At 73.0% G+C, this 15579-nt stretch carries 17 protein-coding genes and 1 tRNA gene; 15 read left to right on the plus strand and 3 right to left on the minus strand.

Annotated elements, in window-relative coordinates:
- Position 1: 1 nt before the first annotated feature.
- The 11 genes from ACIP2X_RS02330 (at position 2) to ACIP2X_RS02380 (ending at position 8226) form a co-directional block, all read left to right on the plus strand.
- On the plus strand, positions 2-373 hold the full coding sequence (locus ACIP2X_RS02330; protein ID WP_399892167.1) for a DUF742 domain-containing protein: 372 nt from the start codon (positions 2-4) through the stop codon (positions 371-373).
- Positions 351-1025 (plus strand): GTP-binding protein, encoded by a 675-nt coding sequence (locus tag ACIP2X_RS02335; RefSeq protein ID WP_401666388.1) that lies wholly within the window; start codon positions 351-353, stop codon positions 1023-1025. Before ACIP2X_RS02330 ends, ACIP2X_RS02335 begins: the two co-directional genes overlap by 23 nt.
- A 61-nt stretch (positions 1026-1086) precedes the next feature.
- Positions 1087-1662: a GAF domain-containing protein gene (locus tag ACIP2X_RS02340; RefSeq protein WP_401666390.1), complete on the plus strand. Its 576-nt coding sequence runs from the start codon at positions 1087-1089 to the stop codon at positions 1660-1662.
- Positions 1663-1835: 173 nt separating this feature from the next.
- Complete coding sequence (gene tdh, locus ACIP2X_RS02345; protein ID WP_401666392.1) at positions 1836-2864, plus strand: L-threonine 3-dehydrogenase; 1029 nt, start codon at positions 1836-1838, stop codon at positions 2862-2864.
- A gap of 31 nt (positions 2865-2895) precedes the next feature.
- A complete protein-coding gene (locus ACIP2X_RS02350) occupies positions 2896-4095 on the plus strand; it encodes a glycine C-acetyltransferase (RefSeq protein ID WP_401666394.1) in 1200 nt (399 codons plus the stop codon).
- 50 nt (positions 4096-4145) lie between these two features.
- Positions 4146-5051 carry a LysR family transcriptional regulator gene (locus ACIP2X_RS02355; protein WP_401666396.1) on the plus strand — a complete coding sequence of 302 codons (906 nt, stop codon included), beginning with the start codon at positions 4146-4148 and terminating at the stop codon, positions 5049-5051.
- A 61-nt stretch (positions 5052-5112) separates the two neighbouring features.
- Positions 5113-5694, plus strand: coding sequence for a helix-turn-helix domain-containing protein (locus tag ACIP2X_RS02360; RefSeq protein WP_401666399.1), 582 nt, complete (start codon positions 5113-5115; stop codon positions 5692-5694).
- The gene (locus ACIP2X_RS02365; RefSeq protein ID WP_401666401.1) at positions 5691-6224 is read left to right on the plus strand and encodes a GNAT family N-acetyltransferase; all 534 of its coding nucleotides are present in this window, start codon (positions 5691-5693) and stop codon (positions 6222-6224) included. Before ACIP2X_RS02360 ends, ACIP2X_RS02365 begins: the two co-directional genes overlap by 4 nt.
- Positions 6225-6254: 30 nt before the next feature.
- Positions 6255-6614, plus strand: coding sequence for an MmcQ/YjbR family DNA-binding protein (locus ACIP2X_RS02370; RefSeq protein WP_401666403.1), 360 nt, complete (start codon positions 6255-6257; stop codon positions 6612-6614).
- Positions 6615-6697: 83 nt separating this feature from the next.
- Positions 6698-8068: an MFS transporter gene (locus ACIP2X_RS02375; RefSeq protein ID WP_401666405.1), complete on the plus strand. Its 1371-nt coding sequence runs from the start codon at positions 6698-6700 to the stop codon at positions 8066-8068.
- Between the two features lie 81 nt (positions 8069-8149).
- A tRNA-Pro gene (locus ACIP2X_RS02380) sits at positions 8150-8226 on the plus strand.
- A 138-nt stretch (positions 8227-8364) separates the two neighbouring features.
- Here the strand turns inward: ACIP2X_RS02380 and katG are convergent.
- Both katG and ACIP2X_RS02390 read right to left on the minus strand, forming a co-directional pair.
- Positions 8365-10584 (minus strand): catalase/peroxidase HPI, encoded by a 2220-nt coding sequence (katG, locus tag ACIP2X_RS02385; RefSeq protein ID WP_401666407.1) that lies wholly within the window; start codon positions 10582-10584, stop codon positions 8365-8367.
- A gap of 33 nt (positions 10585-10617) precedes the next feature.
- Positions 10618-11052, minus strand: coding sequence for a Fur family transcriptional regulator (locus ACIP2X_RS02390; protein WP_401666410.1), 435 nt, complete (start codon positions 11050-11052; stop codon positions 10618-10620).
- Positions 11053-11224: 172 nt separating this feature from the next.
- On the opposite strand from ACIP2X_RS02390, the gene ACIP2X_RS02395 reads away from it, so the two are divergent.
- Positions 11225-12058, plus strand: a complete 834-nt coding sequence (locus tag ACIP2X_RS02395; RefSeq protein WP_401666412.1) for a DUF899 domain-containing protein — start codon at positions 11225-11227, stop codon at positions 12056-12058.
- Here the strand turns inward: ACIP2X_RS02395 and ACIP2X_RS02400 are convergent.
- On the minus strand, positions 12024-12443 hold the full coding sequence (locus ACIP2X_RS02400) for a molybdopterin-binding protein (protein WP_401666415.1): 420 nt from the start codon (positions 12441-12443) through the stop codon (positions 12024-12026). The genes ACIP2X_RS02395 and ACIP2X_RS02400 overlap by 35 nt on opposite strands.
- A 181-nt stretch (positions 12444-12624) precedes the next feature.
- On the opposite strand from ACIP2X_RS02400, the gene ACIP2X_RS02405 reads away from it, so the two are divergent.
- From ACIP2X_RS02405 to ACIP2X_RS02415, 3 genes are read left to right on the plus strand one after another with little or no spacing between them, the layout of a single operon-like run.
- Complete coding sequence (locus ACIP2X_RS02405) at positions 12625-12861, plus strand: hypothetical protein (RefSeq protein ID WP_401666418.1); 237 nt, start codon at positions 12625-12627, stop codon at positions 12859-12861.
- Entirely contained in the window at positions 12858-15086 is a 2229-nt protein-coding gene (locus ACIP2X_RS02410; protein WP_401666421.1) for a heavy metal translocating P-type ATPase, read from the plus strand. Before ACIP2X_RS02405 ends, ACIP2X_RS02410 begins: the two co-directional genes overlap by 4 nt.
- Entirely contained in the window at positions 15083-15574 is a 492-nt protein-coding gene (locus tag ACIP2X_RS02415) for a copper chaperone PCu(A)C (protein ID WP_401666424.1), read from the plus strand. Before ACIP2X_RS02410 ends, ACIP2X_RS02415 begins: the two co-directional genes overlap by 4 nt.
- Positions 15575-15579 lie beyond the last annotated feature (5 nt).

The raw sequence follows: 15579 nt of genomic DNA on the forward strand, positions 1-15579 counted from the left end.
CGTGACGGCGGCCGGCGACGGGCCCTGGCTCGACGAGGCGGCCGGACGGCTGGTGCGCCCCTTCACGGTCAGCAACGGCCGTACCCGCCCCTCCGTCGCCCTCGACCTCATCTCGCAGGTGATGGCCACCGGAGCCACCCCCCTCGGCTATCTCGGCCCCGAACACACGCAGGCCCTCGACCTGTGCCGGGCGCCCGTGTCGGTCGCCGAGGTCGCCGCGCACCTCATGTTGCCGGCGGTGGTCACCAAGGTGCTGCTGTCGGACCTCGTCGACTGCGGGGTCCTCACCACCAAGCCCCCCGAGTTCCACCACAACCCCACGGACCGGGCCCTTCTGGAGGCAGTGCTCGATGGACTACGACGACAACTCTGACCCCTACTCCGACCACACCGACCACCCGGATCACCCCGACCGCTCCGACCAGGACGACGGCTACGGCGCCGACCCGTTCCCCACCGCGCTCAAGATCCTGGTCGCGGGCGGCTTCGGTGTCGGCAAGACCACCTTCGTCGGCGCCGTCAGCGAGATCGCGCCGCTCAGCACGGAGGAACTGCTCACCACCGTCAGCGCCGCCACCGACAACCTCGACGGCATCGAGAACAAGGTCGAGACGACGGTGGCCATGGACTTCGGCCGCATCACCCTCGACCCGGAACACGTCCTGTACCTGTTCGGCACGCCCGGCCAGGAGCGCTTCTGGTTCATGTGGGACGAACTGTGCGAGGGCGCCCTCGGCGCGGTGATCCTCGCCGACACGCGGCGGCTGGAGGAGTGTTTCGCGGCCGTCGACTTCTTCGAGGAACGCGGCCTCGGATTCATCGTCGCCGTCAACGAGTTCGACGGCGGCCACCGCTACGACCCCGAGGAGGTGCGTGCCGCCATCGACCTGCACCCCGAGGTCCCCGTCGTCCGCTGCGACGCCCGGATCTCCGCGTCCGGCGTCCAGACCCTGCTCACCCTCGTCCGCCACCTCATCGCCCACGCGCCCGTCACCCCCGCGCCCAGCCACGGCGCCCACATGTGACAGCCGCCCACACCGCACCGGAGCCGCACATGACACACGCCCACTGCGACGGGACCCGGACATGAGGTACGACCCGCCGCGCCCGGCCGGTCGGCTGCTGCTCACCCCCGAGGACAAGGAGGCACCCGCGCGCACGCGGCGACTGCTTCAACTGGGCCTGGGGGACCGTCCGGAGCCCGCCCTCGACGCCTTCGCGGGCCATCTGGCGTCCCTGACCGGTGCGCCGTACGCGATGGTCAACTTCCTCGGTGAGAAGGGCCAGTTCTTCGCGGGCCTGCACGTGCCCGACGTCGGGCTCGTCGTGAAGGAGGACGGAACGCGCCCCGTGATGGGCCGCTTCCTGCCCCGCGACCACGGTTTCTGCCCCCACGTGGTGGTCCGGCACAAGGCGCTGGTGCTGGAGGACGTCCGCGACTACCCGCGGTTCGCGGGCAATCCGGTCGTCGACGAGTTCGGCATCCACTCCTACCTCGGCGCGCCGCTCATCGACACCACGGGCATGGTGCTCGGCACCGTCTGCGTCGCCGATGTCTCCCCGCGCCCCTGGGGGCGCTCCGGTCTGGAGACCATCAAGGCGACGGCCGCGGACCTCGTCGTACGGCTCGAAGGGCCCTTGAGCGGCGGACCTCTGCTCTGACCAGGTGAACGTCGCGCGCGGGCGTGAAGGAAAGCTGCGGCGGCGGTTAAGAAATCCTCGATGGACCAGGACGGCGGCGTACGGCAGATTGCTGTGCGATTCCACTTCTCTCCCCGTCCGGGGGCTTCTTCGGCATGCCCGCGGCAGGGATCTCACCCTCAGGAGCCCCAGCGGTGAAGGCACTGGTCAAGGACAAGGCGGAGCCAGGGCTGCGGCTCATGGAGGTCCCGGAGCCCGAGGTCGGCCCCGGCGACGTACTGATCAAGGTGCTGCGCACCGGGATCTGCGGCACCGATCTGCACATCCACTCGTGGGACGGCTGGGCGCAGCAGACCATCCGCACCCCGCTGGTGCTCGGGCACGAATTCGTCGGCGAGGTGGTCGGCACCGGCCGGGACGTCAGCGAGATCAAGTCCGGCGACCGGGTCAGCGGCGAGGGCCATCTCGTGTGCGGCAAGTGCCGCAACTGCCTGGCCGGCCGCCGCCACCTGTGCCGGGCGACCGTCGGGCTCGGGGTCGGACGCGACGGCGCCTTCGCCGAGTACGTCGTGCTGCCGGCGACCAACGTGTGGGTGCACCGCGTGCCGGTGGACCTCGACGTCGCGGCCATCTTCGACCCGTTCGGCAACGCCGTGCACACCGCGCTGTCGTTCCCGCTGGTCGGCGAGGACGTGCTGATCACCGGGGCCGGCCCGATCGGGCTGATGGCCGCCGCCGTGGCCCGGCACGCGGGCGCCCGCAACGTCGTCGTCACGGACGTCAGCGAGGAGCGGCTGGAACTGGCCCGCAAGATCGGGGTCAGCCTCGCCCTCGACGTGCGCGAGTCCACGATCGCGGACGGGCAGCGCGTCCTCGGCCTGCGGGAGGGCTTCGACATCGGCCTGGAGATGTCCGGCCGCGCCGAGGCGCTCCAGGACATGATCGCGAACATGACCCACGGCGGCCGGATCGCGATGCTCGGCCTGCCCGCGCAGGAGTTCCCGGTCGACTGGGCCCGGATCGTCACCTCGATGATCACCATCAAGGGCATCTACGGCCGGGAGATGTTCGAGACCTGGTACGCCATGTCGGTGCTGCTGGAAGGCGGCCTCGACCTCGCGCCCGTGATCACCGGCCGGTACGGCTACCGCGACTTCGAGGCGGCGTTCGCCGACGCGGCGAGCGGCCGCGGCGGCAAGGTCATCCTCGACTGGACCGCGTAACCCCGACAGCACCTTTTTAGGAGACCCCGTCATGTTCGACTCCGTGCGCGACGACCTGCGCGCCACCCTCGACGAGATCCGCGCCGCCGGTCTGCACAAGCCCGAACGCGTCATCGACACCCCGCAGTCCGCGACCGTCAACGTCTCCGCGGGCGGGCGGCCGGGCGAGGTGCTGAACTTCTGCGCCAACAACTACCTCGGCCTCGCCGACCACCCCGAGGTGATCGCCGCCGCCCACGCGGCCCTGGACCGCTGGGGCTACGGCATGGCGTCCGTCCGGTTCATCTGCGGCACCCAGGAGGTGCACAAGGAGCTGGAGGCACGGCTGTCCGCCTTCCTCGGGCAGGAGGACACGATCCTGTACTCCTCCTGCTTCGACGCCAACGGCGGTGTCTTCGAGACCCTGCTCGGCGCCGAGGACGCGGTGATCTCCGACGCCCTCAACCACGCCTCGATCATCGACGGCATCCGGCTGTCCAAGGCCCGCCGCTTCCGCTACGCCAACCGCGACATGGCGGACCTGGAGCGGCAGCTGAAGGAGGCCGGCGAGGGCGGCGCGCGCCGCAAGCTGATCGTCACCGACGGCGTCTTCTCCATGGACGGCTACGTGGCACCGCTGAACGAGATCTGCGACCTCGCCGACCGCTACGACGCCATGGTCATGGTCGACGACTCGCACGCCGTCGGCTTCGTCGGCCCCGGCGGGCGCGGTACCCCCGAGCTGCACGGCGTGATGGACCGGGTCGACATCATCACCGGCACGCTGGGCAAGGCGCTCGGCGGCGCCTCGGGCGGCTACGTCGCCGCCCGCGCCGAGATCGTCGCGCTGCTGCGCCAGCGCTCCCGGCCGTACCTCTTCTCCAACACCCTGGCCCCGGTGATCGCCGCCGCCTCGCTGAAGGTGCTCGACCTGCTGGAGTCGGCGGGCGATCTGCGGGAGCGGCTCACCGGGAACACCGCGCTGTTCCGGCGCCGGATGACCGAGGAGGGCTTCGACGTCCTGCCCGGCGACCACGCGATCGCGCCGGTGATGATCGGCGGCGCCTCCCGGGCCGGCCGGATGGCTGAGCTGCTGCTGGAGCGCGGTGTGTACGTGATCGGCTTCTCCTACCCGGTGGTGCCCCAGGGGCAGGCGCGCATCCGCGTCCAGCTCTCCGCGGCGCACTCGACCGAGGACGTGAACCGCGCGGTGGACGCGTTCGTGGCGGCGCGGGCGGAGCTGGACGCCTGACCCCGTACGGGGCGACCTGCACACACCACCGGTTTGAGACAATCGGTGGCATGATCGAGGCGCGGCGGCTCCACATCCTCCGTGCGGTGGCCGACCACCGCACCGTGACGGCGGCGGCCGCCGCGCTGTATCTCACCCCCTCCGCGGTGTCCCAGCAGCTCACGGCACTGGAGCAGGAGACGGGGCACCGGCTGGTGGAGCGGGGGGCCAAGGGGGTGCGGCTCACCCCGGCCGGCGAGATCCTGCTCAGCCACACCAACGCGGTCCTCGCCCAGCTGGAGCGCGCGGAGGCGGAGCTCGCGGCCTACGGCTCGGGCGACGCCGGCACGGTCAGCGTCGCCTCCTTCGCGACCGGCATCGCCGAGGTCGTCGCGCCGGCCGTGGCCCGCCTCGCGCGGACCGCGCCCGGCATCCGCATCCGCGTCCGGGACGCCGAGGGGGACGCCAGCCTGCCCATGGTGCTGGACCGGCAGGTCGACGTCGCGGTCGCCGTGGAGTACCGCGGTGCGCCGCCGGCCGACGATCCGCGCCTGGCGCACGTCCCGCTGTACGCCGAGCCCTTCGACGCCGTGGTGCCCGTCAGCCACCGGCTCGCGGACACCGGTGAGGTGCCGCTGGCGGAGCTGGCCAAGGACGCGTGGATCGGCCCCTACCCCGGCAATCCCTGCCATGACGTGGTGGTGCTGGCCTGTGAGGCGGCGGGGTTCCAGCCCCGCTTCGAGCACTCCTCGGACGACTTCCGCGCGGTGGTGGCCCTGGCCGCAGCGGACGCGGGAGTGGCCCTCGTACCGCGCTCCGCGCTGCGCGGGATGGACCTGACCGGTGTCCTCGTGCGCCCGGTGGACGGGGAGGCCCCCACCCGCCGGGTCTTCGCCGCGATACGCCGGGGCGCGGAGGAGCATCCGCTGATCCGGCCGGTGCTGGAGGCGCTGGAGGAGGCCGGGCGGGCCACCTGAGCCGGGCAGGTGTGAGGTTCCCGTAACACCGCTGTCTCATATCCGGGATAGCGTCCCGGATATGAGACACGAGGAACCCGGTGTCGCGCGTGACGTCGACACCCGGCTCGGCGCGAGGCTGGCCGAGCTGAGGGCCGAGCACGGCCTGTCCCTGGGGGAGCTGGCGCAGCGCAGCGGAGTGAGCCGGTCGACCCTGTCGCGCGCGGAGCGCGCCGAGATCAGCCCCACGGCGTCCGTGCTGAACCGGCTGTGCGCCGTATACGGGCGCACCATGTCCCAGCTGCTGAGCGAGGTCGAAGGCGAGTCCGCGCTGCTGCTGCGGGCCGCCGACCAGCCCGTCTGGGAGGACCGGGCCGCCGGATTCGTACGCCGCTCCGTGTCGCCGCCGCACGCCGGGCTGCGCGGCGAGCTGGTGGAGGGGCGGCTCGCGGTCGGCGCCGACCTCGCCTACGACCGGCCGCCCGTACCGGGCCTGGAACAGCACATCTGGGTGCTGGAAGGAGACCTCGCGGTGACCGTGCGGGACGTCGAGCACCGGCTCGCGGCGGGGGACGCGCTGCGGTTGCGGGTATGGGGGCCCACGCGGTTCCGGTGCGCCGGCGACGTGGCGGCGCGGTACGTCCTCGCGGTGGTGCTCCCGTGATCGTGGAACGGCTGAACGCGGCCCAAGTGCGGGCACACGCGCAGGAATTGGCGGACCTGCTGGTCGAGACCGTGCACAGCGGCGCCTCGGTGGGTTTCCTCGCGCCGCTCGACGGGCCCGAGGCCCTGGCCTGGTGGCGGGGGCGGGCGAGGGGCGTGGCCGCGGGTGAGCTCGCCGTCTGGGCGGCCCGCGAGGGGACGAGGGTGGCCGGGACGGTGAGCCTCGCCTTCGCGGACAAGCCCAACAGCAGGCACCGGGCGGAACTGGTCAAGCTCATGGTGCGCCGCGAGGCGCGGGGGCGAGGCCTCGGGCACGCGCTCCTCGACACCGCCGAGCGGGCGGCCGTCGCGTCCGGCGTCACGCTCCTCCACCTGGACACCGAGACCGACAGCCCCGCCGAGCGGCTGTACCGGGCGGCGGGCTGGACGCCGCTCGGCGCGATCCCCGACTACGCGGCGAGCCCGGCGGGGGTGCTGCGGCCGACGACCGTCTACTACAAGCAGGTCGGAGCACCCGCTCTCACCGGGTGACTGTCGGTGGCAGGCGCTACCTTGCGTCTCATGCCGGACGCCGAAGACGTACGCCGTATCGCCCTGTCCCTTCCGGACACGACGGAGAGGATCGCCTGGAGCATGCCCACGTTCCGGGTGGCGGGCAAGATGTTCGCCACGCTCCCGGAGGAGGAGACCTCCCTCGCCGTGCGCTGCCCCAAGGAGGAGCGCGACGAACTGGTCCTCGCCGAGCCGGGGAAGTTCTGGATCGCCGACCACGAGGCGCAGTTCGCCTGGGTGCGGGCGCGGCTGTCCGCGCTGGAGGACGAGGACGAGCTGCGGGACATCCTCGCCGACTCCTGGCGGCAGGCCGCGCCGCCCCGGCTGCTGGAGGCCCACCCGGAACTGGGGCTGCCGTCCGGGGGGTGAAACTGCCTCCGGGCCGTCGGTGCGGGGTGGCATGATCCGCGGGGGGCCGGGGTGGCGTGGGACGTGGGAGGGGAGCGCGGGGGATGGGCGGAACGCCGGACAACGTTGCCGACGCGGGGGAGAAGGACGGTCCGGGCGAGGACGGCGTGGGCCGTGCGGGGGGTCGTGCGCACGAGGGCGAGGGCTCTGGCGGTGCGGTGGTGCCGCCCGTCTGGTCGCGGGACTTCGCGCTGTTCTTCGTCGCCCGTGCCGTGGCCCGGCTCGGCGACACCATGCTCCCGGTGGCGCTCGCCGCGGGCCTGCTCCAGCACGGGTACGGCGCCGGCGCGGTCGGCCTGGCCATGGCCTCGACCGCGGGGGCGTTCGCCGCGCTGGTCGTCTTCGGCGGGGTCGTCGCCGACCGGTTCAGCACCCGCAAGCTGATGATCTGGGCCGACGTGGTGCGGCTGGGCACGCAGGCCCTCACCGCCGCCCTCTTCCTCGCGGACCGCGTCGTGCTCTGGGAGATCTGCGCGATCGGCGTCGTCAACGGCATCGCGAGCGCCGTCTTCCAGCCCGGCGTCGCGAGCATGGTGCCCCGGCTCGCGTCCGACATCCAGGGCGCCAACGGCGCCATCCGCATCGCCGAGTCCTCGGCCCAGCTCGCCGGTCCCGCCGTGGCGGGCGTGCTGGTCGGCCTCGCGTCGGCGGGCGGGGTCTTCGCCGCGCACGCCGCCACGTACGCGGTCAGCGCCCTGTGTCTGCTGTTGCTGCGGCTGCCCCCGCCGGTGCCGGGCATCCGGGCCGCGGGGCGCGGGGCGAGTGCCTTCAGGGCCGATCTCGTGGAGGGCTGGCGGGAGTTCAGGGCGCGGACCTGGCTGTGGGGCGTCATCGCCGTCTGGTGCCTGTACATGATCGCGGTCTTCGGCCCGACCGTGCCGCTGGTGGCGACGGAGGTGGTCCGGGAACACGGGCCGGGCGCCTACGGCCTGGTCAACTCCGCCCTGGGCGCCGGCACCGTCGTCGGCGGCCTCCTCGCCCTGCGGCTGCGCCCGCGCCGGATGCTGCGGGCCGGGGCCGTCGCCCTGTTCGGCTTCGCGGGTTTCCCGGCGACCGTCGGGCTCGGACTCGACGTGCCGGCGATGGCGGCCGGCGCGGCCGTCGCCGGGGCCGGGATGTCGTTCTGGGGCGTCATGTGGGCGACCAGCGTGCAGACCCAGGTCCAGCCCGCCGTCCTCAACCGCATCCACGCCTACGACGTGGCCGGCTCGCTCGCGATGCTGCCCGTCGGCCAGGCCCTCGCGGGGCCCGCCGCGGCGGCCCTCGGCGCGGACCTGGTGCTGCTCGTCGCCGGCGCGATGAGCTTCGTCGTCGTCTTCGCCCTGCTCGCGGTGCCCGCGATACGCGATCTGGAGCGTGTCGACACCCGCCGCACCCGGGCACCGGCGGCCAGGCCCGCGCCGCGGCGGGCCTGAAACCGGTGCGCGACCACCGACCCGAGTGCGGTATTGTTGCCCTGCGCGTTCGCCCGGGGGAAACCCCAGGTCAGACCGCACCGGGACGTGGCGCAGCTTGGTAGCGCACTTGACTGGGGGTCAAGGGGTCGCAGGTTCAAATCCTGTCGTCCCGACCAGCTTCACCGCAGGTCGGAGGCCGTCTTCTCAGAGAGCTGAGGAGGCGGCCTTTTCTCGTGTGTGCGGGAACGGCCGAGGCCGTCCGGCCCGGCACCGAAGTGCCGGACCGGACGGCCTCATGGCCGACCCGGGTCGGATCAGACCAGGTCGAACCGGTCCAGGTTCATGACCTTGTCCCACGCGGCGACGAAGTCCGTCACGAACTTCGCCTTCGCGTCGTCGCTCGCGTAGACCTCGGCGACCGCACGCAGCTCGGAGTTGGAGCCGAAGACGAGGTCGGCGCGGGTGCCGGTCCACTTGACCTCGCCCGAGGCGGCGTCGACGCCCTCGAACGTGGTCTGGTCCTCGGACGTGGACCTCCACGTCACACCCAGGTCGAGCAGGTTGACGAAGAAGTCGTTCGTCAGGGCGCCCGGGGTCTCGGTGAGGACGCCGTGCTTGGACTGCTGCGAGTTGGCGCCCAGCACGCGCAGACCGCCCACGAGCGCCGTCATCTCGGGCGCGCTCAGCGTCAGCAGGTTCGCCCGGTCCAGCAGCAGGTACTCGGCCGGCAGGCGGTTGCCCTTGCCGAGGTAGTTGCGGAAGCCGTCCGAGGTCGGCTCCAGCGCGGCGAACGACTCGACGTCCGTGTGCTCGTCCGTCGCGTCGACACGACCCGGGGTGAAGGGCACCTCGATGTCGTGGCCCGCGGCCTTGGCGGCCTTCTCCACGCCCACGCAGCCGCCGAGGACGATCAGGTCGGCCAGGGAGACCTTCTTCGCGGAGCCCGCGTTGAACTCCTGCTGGACGTTCTCCAGGGTGCGCAGGACCGTGGCGAGCTGGTCGGGGTCGTTGGCCTCCCAGCCGCGCTGCGGCTCCAGGCGGATCCGGGCGCCGTTGGCGCCGCCGCGCTTGTCGCTGCCGCGGAACGTCGAGGCCGAGGCCCACGCCGTGCCGACCAGCTGCGCGACGGTCAGACCGGAGTCGAGGAGCTTGGCCTTGAGGGCCGCGATCTCCTCGGCGCCGACGACCGCGCCCTGGGCCTCGGGCAGCGGGTCCTGCCACAGCAGGGTCTCGGCGGGCACCTCGGAGCCGAGGTAGTGCGACTTCGGGCCCATGTCGCGGTGGGTCAGCTTGTACCAGGCGCGCGCGAAGGCGTCCGCGAACTCCGCCGGGTTCTCGTAGAAGCGGCGGGAGATGGGCTCGTAGATCGGGTCGAAGCGCAGCGACAGGTCGGTGGTGAGCATCGTCGGCAGGTGCTTCTTCGACGGGTCGTGCGCGTCCGGGATGATCGCCTCGGCGTTCTTGGCGACCCACTGCTTGGCGCCGGCCGGGGACTCCGTCAGCTCGTACTCGAACTCGAAGAGGTTCTTGAAGAAGCCGTTGCTCCACTGGATGGGCGTGGCGGTCCAGGTGACCTCCAGGCCGGAGGTGATGGTGTCACCGCCCTTGCCCGTGCCGTAGGTGTTCTTCCAGCCGAGGCCCTGCTCCTCCATGGAGGCGGCCTCGGGGTCGTTGCCGACGTGGTCCGCGGGGCCGGCGCCGTGGGTCTTGCCGAAGGTGTGGCCACCGGCGATGAGGGCGACGGTCTCCTCGTCGTTCATCGCCATCCGGCGGAACGTCTCACGGATGTCGCGGGCCGCGGCCACCGGGTCGGGGTTGCCGTTGGGGCCCTCGGGGTTGACGTAGATGAGGCCCATCTGGACCGCGCCGAGGGGGTTCTCCAGCTCGCGGTCACCGCTGTAGCGCTGGTCGTCGAGCCAGGTGGTCTCGGGGCCCCAGTAGACGTCCTCCTCCGGCTCCCAGACGTCCGCGCGGCCGCCGGCGAAGCCGAAGGTCGTGAAGCCCATCGTCTCCAGGGCCACGTTGCCGGCGAGGATCATCAGGTCGGCCCAGGAGATGCTCTGGCCGTACTTCTTCTTCACCGGCCACAGCAGACGGCGGGCCTTGTCCAGGTTGGCGTTGTCCGGCCAGCTGTTCAGCGGCGCGAAGCGCTGCTGACCGGCGCCGGCACCGCCGCGGCCGTCGCTGATGCGGTAGGTGCCCGCGCTGTGCCACGCCATCCGGATGATCAGCGGACCGTAGTGGCCGAAGTCGGCGGGCCACCAGTCCTGCGAGGTCGTGAGCACCTCGGCGAGGTCCCGTTTGACGGCCGCCAGGTCCAGGGACTGGAACGCCTGCGCGTAGTCGAAGTCCTCACCGAGCGGGTTGGACACGGCGGGGTTCTTCGCGAGGATCTTCAGGTTGAGGCGCTCCGGCCACCACTGGCGGTTGCCACCCCCCTGCGTGGGGTGCGCGGCGCGCCCGTGCGCGACCGGGCAGCCCCCAGTGCCCTCCGTCTTGGGTTCGGTGACGATTGCATCCGGGTTCTCAGCCATGGGCATCCTTCTTCGGGACGTGGATCACGGTGCTCAGGAAGTACGGGTGGAACAGGCGGGGCACAGGCCCCAGTAGATGACCTCGGCCTCGTCGATCGAGAAGCCGTGGTCGTTTGACGCGGTCAGGCAGGGGGCCTGGCCGGTCGCGCACTCGACGTCGGTGACCGTGCCGCAGGACCGGCACACGAGGTGGTGGTGGTTGTCGCCGACACGGCCCTCGTAGCGGGCCGGGCTGCCCGCCGGTTCGATACGGCGGACGAGACGTGCCGCGGTCAGCGCGTGCAGGGCCTCGTACACCGCTTGCAGGGATATGTGGCCCACACGCTCGCGGACCCCGGAGGCGATCGCCTCGACGCCCAGGTGGTCACCGGCCCGGACGGTCTCGAGCAGAGCGACGCGGGCTGCCGTCACCCGCAGGCCGGCACCGCGCAGCTCCTCGGCGGTGGTCGGATTCCGGGAGGCGGTCATGGGGGCGAACCTATCGCGCCAAACACGAACGGTTCAAGAAAACGAGGGGTTAAATCAAGGGCCGTGTCAGCCGGCGCCCCGGCCGCGCCGGCCGGGCGCGGTGGTGGGCGGGGCCGTGGGGGAGAAGCATGGTGACCGACGCCGTCGTCCCCACCGCCGAGAGGTGATGACCATGACCGAGCTGCCCGAGGTGGTGTCCCGCGAGGAGTGGCTGCGGGCGCGCAAGGAGCTGCTGGCCACGGAGAAGGAGCTGACGCGCGCCCGTGACCGGGTCAACGCCCGGCGGCGCAGGCTGCCGATGGTCCGCGTCGACAAGCGGTACACCTTCGAGGGCCCGGACGGCACGGTCGGGCTCGCGGACCTGTTCGAGGGGCGGCCCCAGCTGGTCGTGCACCACTTCATGTGGGAGTACGACACCGGCGCCGACGGCAGCGAGCGGCCCCGCGAGCACGGCTGCCCCAGCTGTTCCTCCGCCGCCGACCAGATCCCCGCCCGGCTGCGCCAGCTGCATGTGCGCGGCACCTCCCTGGCGGCGGTGTCCCGGGTGCCGTACGAGCGGATCGCGGCGTTCCGGGACCGGATGGGCTGGACGTTCCCCTGGTACTCCGCCGCCGGCAGCGACTTCAACTACGACTTCCACGTCACGCTCGACGACCGGGTGGCCCCGGTGCTGCTCGACTACCGCACGGAGGCCGAGCTCGCCGAGGCCGGCCAGCCGTGGGAGGTGGGCTGGCGCGGCGACTACCCCGGCATCAGCGCCTTCCTGCGGGTCGGCGACGAGATCTTCCACACCTACTCCACCTTCGGCCGGGGCCTCGAGGAGTTCCACAACGGCGACAACTACCTGGATCTGACCGCGCTCGGCCGCCAGGAGGCCTGGGAGGAGCCGAAGGGCCGCGCGGTGCCCCTCGGCCTGCAGGTCGGCGGGCCGGCGATGCGCCTCCCCGACGAGTACGGCGACGCGCCGGGCGTCACCCCGCCGCCAGGGACACCTCCGTCGCCTTGATCAGGGCGACCACGGGAGAGCCCGGCGCGAGGCCGAGGTCCTCGACCGCGTCCTTGGTGATCGCGGAGGTCAGTTCGGCGCCCTCCACCGCCACCTTGACGGAGGCCATCGCGCCCCCCGTACCGACCGACACCACCGTGCCGCGCAGCCGGTTGCGGATGGACAGCCCGTCCACCGGGCCCGTGGCGAGGGAGACCTCGGTGGACTTGACGAGGGCGCGCACGGCGGCCCCCTCGGTCAGTGCCAGGTCCCGCACCGCGTCCACGGTGATCGCCGCGGTGAGGTCCTGACCGCCGTCGAGGCGCACTCCGACGGTGGCCATCACCTCGCCGGGGGTGATGGCGGTGACGGTGCCGGGCAGTTGGTTGCGGATACTCAGGACCATGGTGAAACACCTCAAAAGGGGAAGAAGCGATGCTCGTTGCGCGCCCTACCGTAACCGTGTGATCGCACAGTGTGACCTACCCCACACCGGTGGTGTGGAACTCCACGGGTCCCGTCCCCGACTCCTGTTCCGGCACGGCGCGAACCGAGTGACGCCGTGCGACGTGATCTGGAGACCGGTGATGCACGACCCCCGAACACCCGCCCGCCGCGCCCCGAGGGCGCTCAAGGACCTGCTGCCCCCGCCCGCCCTCGGCGGTTTCCTGCTGCTTCTCGCCCTCGTGTTCGTGGTGGCCTACGCCGTCGGATCGGCCGTCGGCCCGGTCGCCCCCGGCATGCACCGCCCGGACGGCGGCGCCACCGGGACGGACCCCCGCACCGGCACGCACGGCGACCACACCGAAGGCCACACCCCGTGACGACCAGGCCGGCGCCGGCCCTGACGACGACCGACCTCACCGTGGGCGGAATGACCTGCGCGGCCTGCGTGAGACGGGTCGAGAAACGGCTGGGCCGCCTCGACGGCGTCACCGCCACCGTCAACCTGGCCACCGGCCGGGCCCGGGTGACCCACCCGACGGCCGTCCGCCCCGAGGAACTCGTCGCCACGGTCGAGCGGGCCGGCTACACCGCCGCCCTGCCCACGTCGTCGCGGGCCGGGGAACCGGACGCCGGGGACGACTCCGAGCTCGGCCGGCTGACGGTGACGGCGCTGCTGGCGGTGCCCGTGCTGGTGCTGTCGATGGTGCCGGCCCTGCAGTTCCGCAACTGGCAGTGGCTCTGCTTCGTCCTGACGGCGCCGGTCGTCGTCTGGGGAGCGTGGCCGTTCCACGTACGGGCCGCGCGGGGGCTGCGGCACGCGGCGTCGACCATGGACACCCTGGTCTCGCTCGGCGTACTGGCCTCGTTCGCGTGGTCGGCGTACGCGCTCTTCCTCGGCGGGGCCGGCACGCCCGGCATGCGGATGCCGTTCAGTCTGGTGCCGTCCGCCTCCGACGGCGTCGCGCACCTCTACCTCGAAGCGGCCGTCGCCGTACCGCTGTTCGTGCTCGCGGGCCGAGTGCTGGAGGCGCGCGCGAGGCGCGGCACCGGCGCCGCGCTGCGCTCGCTGGCGCGCCTGGCCGCCAAGGAGGTGTCCGTGCGGGAGGAGGGCGGCGGCGAACGGCTCGTCGCCGTGGAGCGGCTGACGGTCGGGCAGATCTTCGTCGTGCGTCCCGGAGAGCGGATCGCCACCGACGGCGAGGTCGTCGAGGGCAGTTCCGCCGTGGACCTCGCCCTGGTCACCGGGGAGAGCGAACCCGTCGAGGTCGGCCCCGGCACCGCGGTGGTCGGCGGCGCGGTCAACGCCGGCGGGCTGCTGCTCGTCCGGGCCGGCGCCGTCGGGGCGGACACCCAACTAGCCCGCATCACCGCGATGGTGACGGAGGCCCAGGCGGGCAAGGCGAAGGCGCAACGGCTCGCCGACACCGTGGCCGGGGTGTTCGTGCCGGTGGTGCTGACGCTCGCCGTGACCGTGCTCGGGTTCTGGCTGGGCGCCGAGGCCGATCCGCAGGCCGCGATCACCGCGTCCGTCGCCGTCCTGGTCGTCGCCTGCCCGTGCGCGCTGGGCCTCGCCACCCCCACCGCCCTGATGGCCGCCACCGGGCGCGGTGCCCAGCTCGGGGTGCTGGTCACCGGTCCGCGGGCGCTGGAAGGGCTGCGGCACATCGACACCGTCGTCCTGGACAAGACCGGCACGCTCACCACCGGGCACATGACCGTCGCCCGGGTCACCACGCCGTCCGGCGGACCGGGCCGGGACGCCGTGCTGCGGCTGGCCGGCGCCGTGGAACAGGGGTCCGAACATCCGCTGGGGCGGGCGATCGTCGCGTGCGCGGGCCGGCCGGCGGCCGACGTACGGGACTTCTTCGCCGAGGCCGGCCGCGGGGTGCGGGGCCGGGTCGAGGGCCGGCTCGTCGAAGTCGGCGTCTGCGAGGGCGAGTTGCCATCGGAGCTGGCCGAGGCGCGGCAGGCGGCCCACGCGGCCGCGCGGACGCCGGTCCTCGTCCGGGTGGACGGGACGCCCACGGCGGTCCTGGAGATCGGGGACGTCGTACGGCCGGGCAGCTACCGCGCGGTGGAACGCCTGCGCCGCCTCGGCATCGAACCCGTGCTCGCCAGTGGCGACGCCGAAGCGCCCGCACGCGCCGTCGCGGCGGCCCTCGGCATCGGCGAGGTGCACGCCCGCCGCACCCCGGAGGGCAAGACCGACCTGGTGCGCAGGCTGCGGGCGGAGGGACGCCGGGTGGCGGTGGTCGGCGACGGGGTCAACGACGCCGCCGCGCTGGCCGGCGCCGACCTCGGCATCGCGATGGGGGGCGGCACGGACGTGGCCATCGGGGCGGCCGACGTGACCCTGGTGCGCGGGGACATCGAGGCCCTCGCGGACGCGGTGCGGCTGGCCCGGCGCACCCTGGGCACGATCCGCGCCAACCTGGTCTGGGCCTTCGGCTACAACGCGGTGACGCTGCCGCTGGCCATGGTCGGCCTGCTCACCCCGATGCTCGCCGCGGCGGCGATGTCCGTCAGCTCGCTGCTGGTCGTCGGGAACAGCCTGCGGCTGCGCACCTGGCAGCCGGGGCGGGGACGGAGGCCCGCGCGATGAGCCGACCGCCTGCCGCCGACACCCTGCTCACCGCGCTCGCCCCGGTGGCGGCCTGCGTGGTCGCCCTCGGCGCGCTGACCGCCTGGGTCGACACCGGCGGGGCGGGCAGCCCGCCCCGGATCGAGGTGACGCCCGGCCGGGTCTTCCTGCCGTTCGGCGACACCGAGGACACGGCGGCGTTCTTCGACATCACCAACTCCGGGGGAGCGGAGGACCGCCTGGTCGCGGTGGCCTCCGACGAGGACGGCCGGCAGCCCACGCTCAGTCGGCACCGTATGACCGAGGGCGGGGCCGCCTACCGCGCCGCCGTCGGCTCCGCCTCCGTGCCCGCGGGCGGCGACCTGTCGATGACACCGCTCGGCGTGGACGTGACCCTGCGGGCGGGCCCGGGCTGGCACGTGGGCGACGTCGTGCCGTTCACGCTGTACTTCGAGCACAGCGGCAGGGTCGAGACCTCGGCGGTGGTGGTGGTGCCGGGCGGCACGTAGGCGGC

Origin of the sequence: Streptomyces sp. NPDC089424 (assembly GCF_044749345.1) — a bacterium.
In the GTDB taxonomy this organism is placed as follows: domain Bacteria; phylum Actinomycetota; class Actinomycetes; order Streptomycetales; family Streptomycetaceae; genus Streptomyces.